Below are 13,326 nucleotides of genomic sequence, written 5' to 3' on the forward strand. Positions count from 1 at the left end.
TTCTGTCCTATCCTCCTCCGACGAAGTTCACGATCTCGACTTCATCCCCTTCGCGCACGATGGTCCCGTCGTACTGCCCGCGCTTGATCACCGTGAGGTTGACCTCCACGGCAACGCGACGCGGGTCGATTCCCAGCCGATCGAGCAGTGCATGGACTGCAAGCGGCTCCGGCAGCTCGTACACTTCTCCGTTGAGCCGAATCTCCACTTCCTGCATTGTGTCTCGTGTCTTGCGCCTTGACAAGCGATGAGGACCACGATGCTAGAAGAGGTCTGTCGTCGTGCCCAGCTCTTCGAGCGTGCGGCGCACGTTGCCCGTCCCATCCGCGGTCAGGTGCGCTGGAAACCTCGGCGGGATCGCGGGCTCGGGTAGATTACCGCACCACTCGAGAGCCTGGGCGAGGTCGGCCTGCATGTGCGACTCGGTGTGGTGCGCTTCCCAGAAGCGCCTGGCATTGGCGCCGAGAGTGGCGCGAAGCTCGCCGTCGCGCGCGAGGCGCAACAGCGCCTGCCGAATCGTGGTCTCCTCGCGTCGTATGTCCACCGCCACGGCGACGGCCTCCCGCCAGGTCGGTGGATCGAGTGTTGCTGCCGCGTCCTCGCGCGCGTGAAGCAGCGTCCAGTCGAGCGGCTCGAGGAGAGGCAGGTCGACCAGGGTCGCCTCGTCTGCCACGATGGTCGGGAGGCCCGCAGCCAGCGCCTGCAGCCAGCGCGTCGACGTCTCGCGCCAGGTTGGCCATCGGACGGACACCACGATGCTGGCCTCGGCAAGATGTGGCGCGAGCGCCACATCCGGGATGTACCCGCGTGCCTCGATGCGCGCCGTCACACTCGCATCGACGCCAGCGGTTGCCGTGACGAGCGCCTCCGTGGCGTCGTCGAGCAACAGCAGTCGTGCGTCCGGGTGGTGTCGCACGACGGCCGCGAACGCCTGGACGAGCGGCCTCAGCCGCGGCGCGAGGCGCGGCCCGATCGCGGCGACGACGAGCTGGGTTCCTGCGTGACGCGGAGTCGCGACTGGCGCGTCGCAGACGCCGGCCGTTACCTGCCGCAGCGGCGATCCCGGAAACTCCTCTCGCAGCTCTTCCAGGAGTCGTCTGTTGTGGACGACCACACCTCGCGCACGCTCCACGAGCGCGCGCGCCATGGGCCAGAGACCCGACGGCCGGTTTTCCACCTCCGCAATCACGTACTCCGGCGCGCGCGTGTCGATACCTGGGTGGTTGTACGCGAACTCCGCACGATAGTTGTTTGGCTGCGCGAGGTAGAGCAGACGCCGCGCCCGCGCGTCGTGCAGGTCGGCGTGGTGGAGGATGACGAGACCCGGCCAGCGGAACGTATACGGCCACACGAAGTCGTGCGCCGCGTCGTTGCTCATCTGATAGACCTTGAGGTCGTACGGGGCGTGTTGCTCCGCGAAGATGAACTCCCATGCCCGAAACAGCCGGGCGTGGCCGAGCGGCGCCGGTGGCGTGCGAGCCCCGCGCCACGTGCTCGGCGCGAGCACCGCTTCGTCTGGCCGAGGGGGCCCTTCCTCACGTGGTATGCTCCCACGCTTGGGCCGGCGCCCGACATACGGCAGATCAGCGGTAGGCGTGCCCGTCCAGCGCGCCCACGGCAGCCAGTACTCGTCACCGGTAAAGACATCGACCGAGTGCGAGGCGACGGCCCGGCGGAGCAGCGACACGGCGAGCCCCGCCGCCTCGACGCGCGCTGGCGGAAGTGGGGAGAACCAAGCAAGGCGCATGGGGTTTGTATATCAGGGATCCAGGGGTCCAGGGACCAAGGGATCAAGGGGTAAGTAGGGGCAATAGTAAGCGATCAGACCTGAGGAGTTGGCCCTTGCACCCCCTCGATCCCTCAATCCCTTGGCCCCTGGATCCCTTTTCCATTTGCATTTTGTACGGCGCTTGAGAAAATGTTCACAAGCTCCGAGACGCGCGCCGCGCCGGCCGCGGTGGAGCTTGCGGCGTCGAGCGACGCCCATCTGACCTATGGACGGCTGGCTACCTATCGTCATCCTACTGGGATTTGGCCTGGCGTTTGCCGGCGGCAACGTGCTCCTCTCTCAGTTCGTCGGACCACGCAGTCCGAGCCCGGAGAAGGCAGCGCCCTACGAGTGCGGCATGCCGCCGGTCGGCGACGCCCGCGAGCGGCAGTCGGTCCGCTTCTACCTCGTGGCGATGATCTTCCTGCTGTTCGACATCGAGGTCGCGTTTCTCTACCCGTGGGCGATGGCCCTGCGCGATCTCCGCTGGGCGGGCTACGTCCAGGTGCTGGTCTTCATCCTGGTGCTGTCGGCGGGGTACGTCTATATCTGGCGCAAGGGCGTGCTGGATTGGGGTAGCCGTGAGGAGTAATCGTGGCCGAATTTCCTGAAATCCCCGTGTTGACGACGAGCGTGGATCGAATGGTGCAGTGGGCGCGCCGTTCGGCCATTTGGCCCGTGACCTTCGGCTTGGCCTGCTGCGCCATCGAGATGATGGCCATGAGCTGCGGCCGCTACGACATTGCCCGCTTCGGTGCGGAGGTCTTTCGCGCGTCGCCGCGGCAGTCCGACCTGATGATCGTCGCCGGGCGGTTGTCTCGAAAGATGGCCCCCGCGCTGCGGCGCGTGTACGACCAGATGCCCGAGCCGAAATGGGTCATCTCGATGGGTGCGTGTGCCTCAGTTGGCGGTGTGTTCGACAACTATGCCCTCGTGCAAGGGGTCGACCAGGTCGTGCCCGTGGATGTCTTCGTGCCGGGCTGCCCGCCGAGACCGGAGTCGCTCATCTACGGCATCGTGCAACTGCAGCGAAAAATCGATCAACAGCGGGCATTTGGGCGCACCGCATGAGGCCTCGGACCGACACGCACCCGCCACCGGCTCTGCTGCGAGGTGACCACGCGTGATGGACGTCAGCCAGCGTCTTGCCGTGCTGAGGAGCACGCTGCCGGAGGTCACCTTCGAGGAGATTCCCTCGGTCGATCAGCCGTGTTTGGCCGTGCCTCGTGAGGCGATCGTGGACGTGTGCCGCACGCTGCGCGAGCATGGTGCCCTGCAGTTCCAGGTGCTGGCCGAGATGACGGCCGTCGATGTGTGGCCCCGGGAGCCGCGCTTCGAGGTCGTCTATCACTTCGTCTCGCTGGGGCCGGCCGCCATGGGGGACGCACCACCGCCGGCGCGCCTGCGGCTCAAGGTCCGTGTCCCGGGTAGCGACCCTGCGCTCGCGACGATCTCGTCCGTGTATCCAAACGCGAACTGGTACGAGCGCGAGGTCTGGGACCTCTTCGGCGTGATCTTCACGGGGCATCCCGACCTGCGGCGCATCCTGATGCCGGACGAATGGGAGGGGCACCCTGCACGCAAGGACTACCCGGTTCAGGTGAAGTTGCCCGTGAACGTCAGCATGCCGCTGCAGGTGACCGAGGAGGAATTTCTCCGGACGATCGAGGAGCAGCGAGCACGGAGTGGGAGTGGGGTGAAAGGGTGACAAGGTGATGGGGTGACAAGGTGACGGGGTGATGGGGTGACTAGGTGATAGGGGTGGCTCGAGCTCTTGAAACAACCCCGATCACCTTGTCACCCGGTCACCCTGTCACCGGGTCACCCGTTCCTATGCCGCAGACCCGTGCCACCGCATCGGCGCTCGTTGAAGAGGCTCTGCGCGAGGCCGCCGCACTTCATGTGCGGAGCTGTGGCGCGGTTGCTGGAGAATTGGCTGCCGCCGGGGAGGCGATTATTCAGGCGCTTGCGGCCGGGCACAAAGTGCTGGCGTGTGGGAACGGCGGGAGCGCCGCGGAGGCGCAGCATGTCGTGGCAGAGCTTGCGGGTCGATTCAGTCGGGATCGCGCGGCGCTGCCGGCCGTGGCTCTGACGACCGACACCAGCATCCTGACGGCCGTGGCCAATGATCTCGGGTTCGAGCGCGTGTTCGAGCGGCAGGTCGAGTCGCTCGGCCGGCCGGGCGACGTGCTGCTGGCGCTCTCGACGAGCGGCGCGTCGGCCAACGTGCTCCGTGCAGTGAATGCCGCGAACTCACGCGGCTTGGTGACCATCGCGCTGACCGGCGCGGACGGCGGCTCGATTGGCCGGGCAGCGCGCCTGCACGTACATGTCGCGCATCCTGTGACGGCGCGTGTGCAGGAGGTGCATCTGACGCTGCTGCACGCCCTCTGCGAGCTGGTCGAACGAGAAGCCGATACTATCGCCGCCGAGAACCGCTAAAGGGGCGCCCTACCATGAACCTGTCTTATGCCTGAGCTGCGCACGGAAACGATGACGGTCAACATGGGGCCGCAGCACCCCAGTACCCATGGTGTGCTGCGCCTGGTCATCGAGCTCGATGGGGAGAACATCGTCACGGCCGGCGTGACGATTGGTTACCTGCATACGGGTATCGAAAAGACCGCGGAGCAGAAGAAGTGGCAGCAAGTCATCCCGCTCGTCGAGCGTATGGATTACCTCGCGGCTCAGAGCAATGCCATGGCTTTCGTGCTCGCGGTCGAGCGGTTGCTCGACCTCGAGACGCGCATGCCAGACCGCGTGACCAGGATTCGCGCCCTAATCATGGAGTTGCAGCGTCTGTCGAGCCATCTCGTCTGGCTTGGCACACACGCGATGGAGGTTGGTGCCGTCTCGGTGATGCTCTATTGCTTTCGCGAGCGCGAGCTCCTGCTCAACATCAACGAGATGATCGCCGGATTTCGGCTGTTTCCCAGCTACATCCGTATCGGAGGGCTGCGCGAAGAGCTGCCGATCGGCTTTCACGACGCCGTGCGCGAGTTCCTGGATCGGCTCCCGCCGAAGCTGAGGGACTACCATAACCTGCTCACCAAGAACCGCATTTGGGAGAAACGAACGCGCGGTGTCGGCGTGCTCTCGAAACAGGATGCGCTCGACTGGGGTCTCGTCGGGCCGATCGGCCGCGCGTCGGGCCTCAACTACGACGTACGTCGCGTGTTTCCCTACCTGTGCTACGACACACTCGATTTCGACGTTCCCCTCGAGTCCGACGGCGACGTGTACGCGCGGTATCTCGTGCGTATGCGCGAGATGGAGGAGAGCGCGAAGATCTGTCGTCAGCTGATCGATCAGATCTCGCCCACCGGCGATTGGGCGGTCGATGACCCTCGACTCGTGCCGCCGCCGAAGGATCAGGTCTACACCGAGATGGAGGCGCTCATCCAGCACTTCCTGATCTATTCGCAGGGCTTTACGGTGCCGGCGGGTGAGGCGTATGTGCCAATCGAGGGCCCGCGTGGGGAGCAGGGCTTCTACGTGGTCTCGGACGGCACGAACCGGCCGTGGCGCATCAAGTCGCGCCCGCCCAGCTTTCTGGCGTGTCAAGCGCTGCCAAAGCTGATTGAAGGCGGGCTCATCGCCGACGTCATCGCGGTGATTGGCTCGACCGATGTGGTGATGGGGGATGTGGATCGATGAGCTTTCATCCGTCGATGCCCTACGGCGAGGGCTGGCATCGCAGCCAGCGGCGGGTGCCGCCGGACGGGCCGCCGTTTGCCTTTACGCCGGCGAACGTCGCCCGCCTCGAGGAGATCTGTAGGCACTATCCGCCCGAGCAACGCAAGAGCGCCGTCATCGCGGCGCTCTATCTCGTGCAGGAGCAGCAGGGCCACATCACGGGTAATGCGATGAAGCACGTGGCCGACGTGATTGGCTGCCCGCCGGCGCAGGTCGAAGACGTGGTGTCGTACTACGTCATGTTCTTCACGCGGCCGGTCGGCCGATATGTGCTGCAGGTCTGTCGCACGCTGTCGTGCGCGCTCCGGGGCGCCGAGCGTGTCACCGAGGCCCTGTGCCAGCATCTGCAGGTGCGCCCCGGTGAGACCACCGCCGACGGGATGTTCACCGTCACCGAGTTCGAGTGTCTCGGTGCGTGCGACCGTGCACCCGTCATCATGGTCAACAACGACCACTGGCACGAGTGCCAGGCTCCAGAGCGGGTGACGGAGCTGATTGAGCTCCTCCGGACAGAGGGGGTGGAGGCGCTCTCTGGATGTCATTTGGTCAGGGAGAAACATGAGGAGTGATCACTGACCACTGACCACTACTCAGGATCGCAGTATGGAACCAGTTCTGACACCGTTTGTCGGCGAGCCCAACGCGCAGACGCTCGACTTCGCGCTGCAACACCGCGGGTACGAAGGCCTCCGTAAGGCGCTAGGCATGACGCCGGCCGAGATCATCGACGCGGTCAAGAAGTCCGGGCTCCGTGGCCGGGGCGGCGCGGGCTTCCCAACCGGGATGAAGTGGGGATTTGTCCCGAAGGACTCGCCGAAGCCGAAGTACCTGTGCGTCAACGCTGACGAGAGTGAGCCGGGCACGTTCAAGGATCACGTGCTGATGGAGCGGAATCCGCACCTCTTCTTGGAGGGATGCGTGATTGCGTGCCGGGCGATTGGCGCGAAGGTCTGTTATATCTATGTGCGCGGCGAGTTCTATCATCTCCAGCACGTGCTGGAGACCGAGTTGAGACGCGCATACGATGCGGGCTTTGTTGGCGCGAACATCCTTGACAGCGGCGAGCAGATCGACATCTATATCCATCGCGGCGCCGGTGCCTACGAGGCCGGGGAGGAAACCGCACTCATCGAGTCACTCGAGGGGAAGCGCGCGCAGCCCCGGCTGAAGCCCCCGTTTCCAGCGGTCGTCGGTCTCTATGGCTGTCCGACGGTCGTCAACAACGTCGAGACGATCTGCAACGTGCCGCTCATTCTCGACCGTGGCGCGGAGTGGTATGCGGCCATCGGCCCAGAGAAGAACACCGGTCCAAAGCTCTATTGCGTCAGCGGCCATGTCAAGCGGCCCGGCGTGTACGAGACGGACATGAGCGTGACCTTGCGGCAGCTCATTTACGACTACGCCGGGGGGATTTCGGGCGACCGCGAGCTCAAGGCGGTCATCCCCGGCGGCTCGTCGACCAACGTGCTGCCCGCCGACAAGATTGACGTGCAGGCGAGCTTCGACGGCTTGGTGCAGGCGGGATCCATGCTCGGGTCCGCCGGTATCATCGTCATGGATGAGACCACGAGCATGGTCTGGGTGGCGAAGAACCTGCTCCACTTCTACGAGCACGAATCGTGTGGCAAGTGCACGCCGTGCCGGGAGGGAACCGACTGGCTCCACAAGATTTTGTCGAAGATCGAGCGCGGCGAAGGAGAGCTCCGTGACCTCGACCTGCTGTTCAGCGTTGCGGACAACATCGGCGGCAAGACGCTCTGTCCATTCGGCGACGCCGTGGTGCCTCCGGTCGTGAGCACCTTGCAGCACTTTCGGGAGGAGTACGAGGCGCACGTCCGCACGGGGCGGCCGGCGCTCGCCCCATGGCGTGCGCAGGAAGAGCTGATCGGGGCGCACTGAACAGGTGACACCAGTGCTGGCTTGCCCTCCGCCGAAGCGTCGGCGAAGGCGGGAAGCCGCGCTCTACCGTATCAGTCGATTTACCACGTCAACCCTCACCCGATCACCCGTGACGCGCGACCGCCGCTGTTTTGTTGCTGTGAACTGTTCGCCTGTGACTGAGACATGAATTCGGCCCTCATCGCCCATCTCATTCTCATCGTCGTCGTCTTCTTCGCGTTGCAGATTTCGGCGGCCGTCCTGGTCTACTTCGAGCGCAAGATCGCGGCGTGGGCGCAGCAGCGTCTTGGGCCGTATCGCGTGGGGCCGCGCGGTGTGCTCCAGCCGCTGGCCGATATCGTCAAGTTGCTGTTCAAGGAGGAGCTGCGGCCGAAAGCGGCCGATCCGTGGATCTTCTACCTGGCCCCGATCCTCTCCGCGACGGCGGCGTTCGCGGCGTTCGCGGTCGTGCCGTTCGGCGGTGAGACGACGCTCTTCGGCCTGCTCGACGAGCCGATTCGCTTGCAGGTCGCCGACGTCAACGTGGCGTTGCTCGTGGTCTTTGCGATCACGTCGATGGGCGTGTACGGCATCGTGCTCGCGGGCTGGAGCTCGAACTCCAAGTACTCGCTGCTCGGCGGCTTGCGGAGCGCGGCACAGATGATCAGCTACGAGCTCTCGTACGCGCTGGCGCTCGCGTCCGTGCTGGTGCTGGCCAACTCCTTGTCGCTGCGGGAGATCGTCGAGAGCCAAGCTGGCCACTGGTTCGGTCTGATTCCGAAGTGGTACGTGTTTCTCGCCCCGGTCGGATTCATCGTGTATATGATTGCCGGCGTTGCAGAGACCAACCGCGCGCCATTCGACTTCCCAGAAGCGGAGCAGGAGCTGGTCGCTGGCTACCACACCGAGTACAGCAGCATGAGCTTCGCGCTCTTCTTCTTGGCCGAGTACGTGAACATGGTGACCGTCTCGGCCGTCGCCGTGAGCCTGTTTCTCGGTGGCTGGTTCGATCCGTTTGGCGTGACGCCCGAGTGGCTCGCCTGGGTGTGGTTCCTGATCAAGGTCTCGGCGCTGCTGTTCTTCTACATTTGGATGCGGTGGACGCTCCCGCGGTATCGCTACGACCAGCTCATGGCGTTTGGCTGGAAGGTCCTGCTCCCCGTAGCCACGCTCAATCTGTTGGCTGTGGCGGGGCTGGTCGTGTGGCTAGAGAGTTAAGGTTGGCCTCGCCCCGACCGTTGGTCGCGGCTCGGCCTTCATGCGGCGCCGGCTTCGCCGGCCCCAGCAGGTTCGAGGTTCGAGGTAACGGAGAAACGTGGACATCTGGCTCTTTTATCTCTTCGCGCTGATTATCGTCGGCGCGTCGCTTGGCGTGATCGGGCAGCGTAGCCCGATGCACAGCGTGCTGTTCCTCATTCTGTCGTTCGGGGCGCTCGCGGCGCTCTACGTGCAGCTCGATTCACCCTTCGCCGCGGTGGCACAGATCATCATCTATGCCGGCGCCATCATGGTGCTGTTTCTGTTCGTCGTGATGCTGCTCAACGCGTCGCACGAAGAGGATGATCCGCGTGCGCGCGCGCCGGTGCCGATAGGGGTGAAGGTGAGCGGATGCCTACTGGCACTGGTGCTGCTGGTCGAGCTCGCGTGGGCCGTCACGAGCGTGGGGCGGCCGGTGGTGGAGAAGGAGGCGGCCAGCGCCGACACGGTGTCGTCGGTCCACGAGATTGGGCGAGTGCTCTTCACCGAGTACGCCTTCGCCTTCGAGGTCACCTCCATCCTGATTCTCGTGGCGATGCTCGGCGCGGTCGTGTTGGCGAAGCGAAAGGTCTGACGATCAAGGACCAAGGACCTGAGATGGTCACACTCAATCATTACCTGATCCTGTCCGCGGTGCTGTTCGCGATCGGCACGTGCGGCGTGTTCCTCCGGCGAAACGTCATCACGCTGCTGTTGTCGATCGAGATCATGCTGAACGCGGTCAATTTGACGTTCGTGGCTGTTGGGCGCTACCTGGGCTCGGTCGATGGTCAGATCATCGTGTTCTTCGTGATGACCGTGGCCGCCGCGGAGGCGGCGGTGGGCCTCGCCCTCGTCATCTCGCTCTTCAGGCACGGAGAGACGTTGAGCCCAGATGCGTACAGCTCGCTGAAATGGTAGAGACAGCCGTAGCGCAGGCCTTCAGGCCTGCCAACGCCACGTAGGCAGGGCTAAAGCCCTGCGCTACGAACGTGTGTTCTCATGCTCCGGTGACCTGAATCGGAAATTCGATGCTCGCGCTCATCCCACTCTTCCCGTTGATCGGGTTCATCATCAACGCCCTCATCGGGCGGCGCCTGTCCAAGGCGGTGTCGGGCGGCCTGGCGTGTGTCGCCATGCTCGTCTCGTTTGGCGTGGCGGTCATCGTGTTCTTGCGCCTGCTGGGCTTGCCGCCGGAAGCACGTGTCGTCGACGAGACCGTCTTCACATGGATCACATCGGGCCGATTCCAGGCGCCGTTGACGTTGCGCCTGGATCCGCTCTCGGCGCTGATGTGCCTCGTCGTGACCGGCATTGGGTTTCTCATCCATGTCTACTCGACGGCGTACATGCACGAGGAAACGGACGCTGAGTACGCGCGCTATTTCTCGTACTTGAATTTGTTTGCCGCCTTCATGCTTCTCCTCGTGCTGGGCGCGAACCTGCTGGTGATGTTCATCGGTTGGGAGGGCGTCGGGCTCTGCTCGTATCTGCTGATCGGGTATTGGTTCAAGAAGCAGTCGGCCACCGACGCCGGCAAGAAGGCCTTCATCGTCAATCGCGTCGGCGACATGGCGTTCATCGTGGGGATGTGCCTCGCGTTTGCCCACTTCGGCACGCTCGACTTTCGGGCGATGGCCGGTGCGGTTGCTGGGCTCCCTCCCGAGGTGACGTGGGGCGTGCTCTCGACAATCACGCTCTTGTTCTTCATCGGTGCGACAGGAAAGTCTGCGCAGATTCCGCTGTATGTCTGGTTGCCGGACGCGATGGAGGGCCCGACGCCCGTGTCGGCGCTCATTCACGCCGCCACGATGGTGACGGCGGGCGTCTACATGATCGGACGCACTGCCGTCCTCTACACCCACGCGCCGCTCACGATGGAGGTGGTGGCCGTCATTGGCGTGGCGACGGCGCTCGTGGCGGGCACGATCGGCCTCGCACAGAACGACATCAAGCGGGTCCTCGCCTATTCGACCGTCTCGCAGCTTGGCTACATGTTCCTCGCCATGGGGGTCGGCGCGTTTGCGGCTGGTATCTTCCATCTGTTCACGCACGCCTTCTTCAAGGCCTTGATGTTCCTCGGCTCGGGCGCCGTCATCCACGCGCTGCACGGGGAGCAGGACATGCGAAAGATGGGCGGCCTGCGTCGGGCGCTGCCGATTACCTACTGGACATTTCTCATCGGCGCGCTCGCCATCGCGGGCGTCCCCGGCTTGTCCGGGTTTTTCAGCAAGGACGAAATCCTGTTCCGGACATTCGAGGGGGGGCACCGCATGCTGTGGCTGGTCGGCACGGCAACGGCGCTCCTGACCGCCGTTTACATGTTTCGTCTCATCTATCTGACCTTCCACGGTGAGTCGCGTCACGAGACGGCGCAAGAGGCCCACGGCGCGGGGCACGGTCAGGCAAGTCACGCGCACGGCGGCCACCTGCACGATGCGCCGGCGGCCATGGCGATTCCTCTGGTGCTCTTGGCGATTGGCTCGGTGGCGGCCGGTTACGTCGGTGTGCCCCATGCCCTGGGCGGTAGCAACCACATCGAGGCGTTCTTGGAGCCCAGCTTCAGCGCCCCGGCGGCGCTGGTGGAAGGCGTGCCCACGCACGCGGTGTCGCCGGTGGCCGGAGAGCCGGCTCATGCGCCGGCCGAGGCACACGGCGCCGAACATCCCGACACCGCGCTCGAGCTCACGCTCATGATGACGTCGATTGCCATCGCCCTCATCGGCATTGGCCTCGCCACGCTGGTGTGGTTGACCCGGCCGCACACGGCCGCCGTCATTGCGGCGCGCGTCCCTTGGTTGCATCGGCTGTTGTTGAACAAGTGGTACGTCGACGAGCTCTACGATGCCACCATCGTGCAGCCGATCAAGCACGGCTCGGGCGCGGGGCTCTGGAAAGGTGTCGATGTCGGTCTGATCGATGGTGCCGTCAACGGGACGGGTTGGCTTGTGCGCGGCAGCGCGGGCGGCCTGCGTCTGGCGCAAAGTGGCTCGGTGCGCACCTACGCCGCTGCGTTCGTCATCGGGACGGTGCTGGTGATTGCGTTTTATCTGGTGCGGTAAGGGCCGCGCGGCAAGAACCTGAACATGGCGTTTCCGCTCCTGTCTCTCATCGTGTTCGTCCCGCTCGCTGGGGCGCTGCTGCTGTTGCTGCTGCCGAACCGCGACGGCGAGCGCGACGAGCTGGTCCGTCAACTCGCGCTGGGGGTGGCGCTGGTCGCGTTTGCCCTCACGCTCGTCGCGTGGTGGCAGTTCGATCCGGCAACGGCCGAGTACCAGTTCTCAGAGCAGTACGCGTGGATTCCTCAGTTCGGAATCGACTATGCCCTGGGCTTGGACGGCGTCAGCCTGTTCCTGGTGGTGCTGACCGGCTTTCTCACCCCGCTCGCGCTGCTGTCTTCCTGGCACGGCGTGACCAAGAAGGTCAAGGAGTTCTGTTTCTTCCTGTTGGCGCTCGAGACGGGCATGCTGGGCGTGTTCGTCGCGCTCGACCTGTTTCTCTTCTATGTGTTCTGGGACGCGATGCTCGTCCCGATGTACTTCCTGATCGGCGTCTGGGGATATGAGCGGCGCATCTATGCCGCGGTCAAGTTCATCCTCTACACGATGGCTGGCAGCGTCTTGATGCTGGTCGCCATCATCGCGCTGGCGGTGATGCACCAGCAAGCAACGGGCGAGTACTCTTTCGCGCTGGACGACATCCAGACCCTGCAGATCGGCTTCGACGCCCAGATGTGGCTGTTCCTTGCCTTCACGCTGGCGTTTGCGATCAAGGTGCCGCTGTTTCCGTTCCATACCTGGCTGCCGGACGCGCACGTGGAGGCGCCCACGGCGGGATCGGTCATTCTGGCAGGCGTTCTGCTCAAGATGGGCACCTATGGCCTGCTCCGATTCGCGTTTCCGCTGTTTCCTGATGCCGCGCTCGTCAGCGCTCCCTACCTGGCCGCGCTCGCCGTGATCGGCATCATCTACGGCGCGCTGGTCGCGATGGTGCAGCCGGATCTGAAGAAGCTCGTGGCCTACTCCTCGGTGAGCCATATGGGCTTTGTCGTGCTCGGCATCTGCGCGATGAACCTGCAGGGCGTCCAGGGCGCTGTTTACCAGATGCTGAGCCACGGCGTCAGCACCGGCGCGCTGTTCATCATCGTCGGGATGCTGTCGGACAGGCGCCACACGCGGCTCATTGCCGAGTTCGGCGGCCTCAAGAACGTCTGTCCGCGGCTCGTGGCCTGCTTCCTCATCATCACCCTCTCATCGATCGGTTTGCCGGGGCTCAATGGCTTCGTCGGTGAGTTCCTGGCCATCCTGGGAGGTTTTCTGTGGAGGCCAGGTTACGCGGTGCTGGCGGCGTCGGGCGTGATTCTCTCGGCGGTTTACATGCTGTGGATGTTCCAGCGCGTGAACTACGGCACCGTGACGAATCCGAAGAACGAGCGACTGCCGGATCTTTCTGCCCGCGAGTGGGCGACGCTCGGCCCGACCGTCGTGATGGCCATCGTGATGGGCATCGTGCCAAACGTCTTCCTTCAGCCCATGCAGCCCGCGGTGACCCGGCTCGTCGAGCGTGTGCAGGCACAGCGACCCACGCTTGCGAAGACCGGCGCCGAACGGACCGATCCGTCGGCGCTCGCGCGGCCTGACCGCCGCGCGCGACGTACCGGAGAAAACGAGGTGCGCCGTAACCCCTCGCCCCCGTCAGGTCCCTCGACCACGCCGCTCCTGACGAGACTGCCCGTTGAGTAATAAGGA

General features: G+C 64.6%; 14 protein-coding genes. 12 read left to right on the forward strand and 2 right to left on the reverse strand.

What is annotated here, in order from left to right; genetic code table 11:
* Positions 1 to 7: 7 nt before the first annotated feature.
* Complete coding sequence (gene thiS / locus GEV06_04200; GenBank protein ID MPZ17106.1) at positions 8 to 208, reverse strand: sulfur carrier protein ThiS; 201 nt, start codon at positions 206 to 208, stop codon at positions 8 to 10.
* A 54-nt stretch (positions 209 to 262) separates the two neighbouring features.
* Positions 263 to 1,747, reverse strand: coding sequence for a hypothetical protein (locus tag GEV06_04205; GenBank protein ID MPZ17107.1), 1,485 nt, complete (start codon positions 1,745 to 1,747; stop codon positions 263 to 265).
* 247 nt (positions 1,748 to 1,994) lie between these two features.
* Between GEV06_04205 and GEV06_04210 the strand changes: the two genes are divergently transcribed.
* The 12 genes from GEV06_04210 to GEV06_04265 all read left to right on the forward strand — a co-directional run bounded on the left by GEV06_04210 (position 1,995) and on the right by GEV06_04265 (position 13,320).
* Positions 1,995 to 2,360 (forward strand): NADH-quinone oxidoreductase subunit A, encoded by a 366-nt coding sequence (locus GEV06_04210; protein ID MPZ17108.1) that lies wholly within the window; start codon positions 1,995 to 1,997, stop codon positions 2,358 to 2,360.
* 50 nt (positions 2,361 to 2,410) lie between these two features.
* Positions 2,411 to 2,839 carry an NADH-quinone oxidoreductase subunit B gene (locus tag GEV06_04215; protein MPZ17109.1) on the forward strand — a complete coding sequence of 143 codons (429 nt, stop codon included), beginning with the start codon at positions 2,411 to 2,413 and terminating at the stop codon, positions 2,837 to 2,839.
* Between the two features lie 52 nt (positions 2,840 to 2,891).
* Entirely contained in the window at positions 2,892 to 3,476 is a 585-nt protein-coding gene (locus GEV06_04220; GenBank protein MPZ17110.1) for an NADH-quinone oxidoreductase subunit C, read from the forward strand.
* 125 nt (positions 3,477 to 3,601) lie between these two features.
* The gene (locus GEV06_04225) at positions 3,602 to 4,210 is read left to right on the forward strand and encodes an SIS domain-containing protein (GenBank protein ID MPZ17111.1); all 609 of its coding nucleotides are present in this window, start codon (positions 3,602 to 3,604) and stop codon (positions 4,208 to 4,210) included.
* A 27-nt stretch (positions 4,211 to 4,237) separates the two neighbouring features.
* Positions 4,238 to 5,425, forward strand: a complete 1,188-nt coding sequence (gene nuoD, locus GEV06_04230) for an NADH dehydrogenase (quinone) subunit D (protein MPZ17112.1) — start codon at positions 4,238 to 4,240, stop codon at positions 5,423 to 5,425.
* Between the two features lie 14 nt (positions 5,426 to 5,439).
* Positions 5,440 to 6,033, forward strand: coding sequence for an NADH-quinone oxidoreductase subunit NuoE (gene nuoE, locus GEV06_04235; GenBank protein ID MPZ17113.1), 594 nt, complete (start codon positions 5,440 to 5,442; stop codon positions 6,031 to 6,033).
* 34 nt (positions 6,034 to 6,067) lie between these two features.
* On the forward strand, positions 6,068 to 7,363 hold the full coding sequence (nuoF, locus tag GEV06_04240; protein MPZ17114.1) for an NADH-quinone oxidoreductase subunit NuoF: 1,296 nt from the start codon (positions 6,068 to 6,070) through the stop codon (positions 7,361 to 7,363).
* 165 nt (positions 7,364 to 7,528) lie between these two features.
* Entirely contained in the window at positions 7,529 to 8,560 is a 1,032-nt protein-coding gene (gene nuoH / locus GEV06_04245) for an NADH-quinone oxidoreductase subunit NuoH (GenBank protein MPZ17115.1), read from the forward strand.
* 97 nt (positions 8,561 to 8,657) lie between these two features.
* Positions 8,658 to 9,173: an NADH-quinone oxidoreductase subunit J gene (locus GEV06_04250; protein MPZ17116.1), complete on the forward strand. Its 516-nt coding sequence runs from the start codon at positions 8,658 to 8,660 to the stop codon at positions 9,171 to 9,173.
* A 23-nt stretch (positions 9,174 to 9,196) separates the two neighbouring features.
* The gene (gene nuoK, locus GEV06_04255; GenBank protein MPZ17117.1) at positions 9,197 to 9,499 is read left to right on the forward strand and encodes an NADH-quinone oxidoreductase subunit NuoK; all 303 of its coding nucleotides are present in this window, start codon (positions 9,197 to 9,199) and stop codon (positions 9,497 to 9,499) included.
* A gap of 110 nt (positions 9,500 to 9,609) precedes the next feature.
* A complete protein-coding gene (nuoL, locus tag GEV06_04260) occupies positions 9,610 to 11,640 on the forward strand; it encodes an NADH-quinone oxidoreductase subunit L (protein ID MPZ17118.1) in 2,031 nt (676 codons plus the stop codon).
* 24 nt (positions 11,641 to 11,664) lie between these two features.
* On the forward strand, positions 11,665 to 13,320 hold the full coding sequence (locus tag GEV06_04265; protein MPZ17119.1) for an NADH-quinone oxidoreductase subunit M: 1,656 nt from the start codon (positions 11,665 to 11,667) through the stop codon (positions 13,318 to 13,320).
* Positions 13,321 to 13,326: the final 6 nt, after the last annotated feature.

The organism is Luteitalea sp., from assembly GCA_009377605.1.
In the GTDB taxonomy this organism is placed as follows: domain Bacteria; phylum Acidobacteriota; class Vicinamibacteria; order Vicinamibacterales; family Vicinamibacteraceae; genus WHTT01.

Coding starts and splice junctions, on each gene's coding strand:
- GEV06_04210 (MPZ17108.1), top strand. CDS start 1,995: ATGGACGGCTGGCTACCTATCGTCATCCTACTGGGATTTGGCCTGGCG.
- GEV06_04205 (MPZ17107.1), bottom strand. CDS start 1,747: ATGCGCCTTGCTTGGTTCTCCCCACTTCCGCCAGCGCGCGTCGAGGCG.
- nuoH (MPZ17115.1), top strand. CDS start 7,529: ATGAATTCGGCCCTCATCGCCCATCTCATTCTCATCGTCGTCGTCTTC.
- nuoE (MPZ17113.1), top strand. CDS start 5,440: ATGCCCTACGGCGAGGGCTGGCATCGCAGCCAGCGGCGGGTGCCGCCG.
- GEV06_04265 (MPZ17119.1), top strand. CDS start 11,665: ATGGCGTTTCCGCTCCTGTCTCTCATCGTGTTCGTCCCGCTCGCTGGG.
- nuoL (MPZ17118.1), top strand. CDS start 9,610: ATGCTCGCGCTCATCCCACTCTTCCCGTTGATCGGGTTCATCATCAAC.
- nuoF (MPZ17114.1), top strand. CDS start 6,068: ATGGAACCAGTTCTGACACCGTTTGTCGGCGAGCCCAACGCGCAGACG.
- nuoK (MPZ17117.1), top strand. CDS start 9,197: ATGGTCACACTCAATCATTACCTGATCCTGTCCGCGGTGCTGTTCGCG.
- GEV06_04215 (MPZ17109.1), top strand. CDS start 2,411: ATGGTGCAGTGGGCGCGCCGTTCGGCCATTTGGCCCGTGACCTTCGGC.
- nuoD (MPZ17112.1), top strand. CDS start 4,238: ATGCCTGAGCTGCGCACGGAAACGATGACGGTCAACATGGGGCCGCAG.
- GEV06_04225 (MPZ17111.1), top strand. CDS start 3,602: ATGCCGCAGACCCGTGCCACCGCATCGGCGCTCGTTGAAGAGGCTCTG.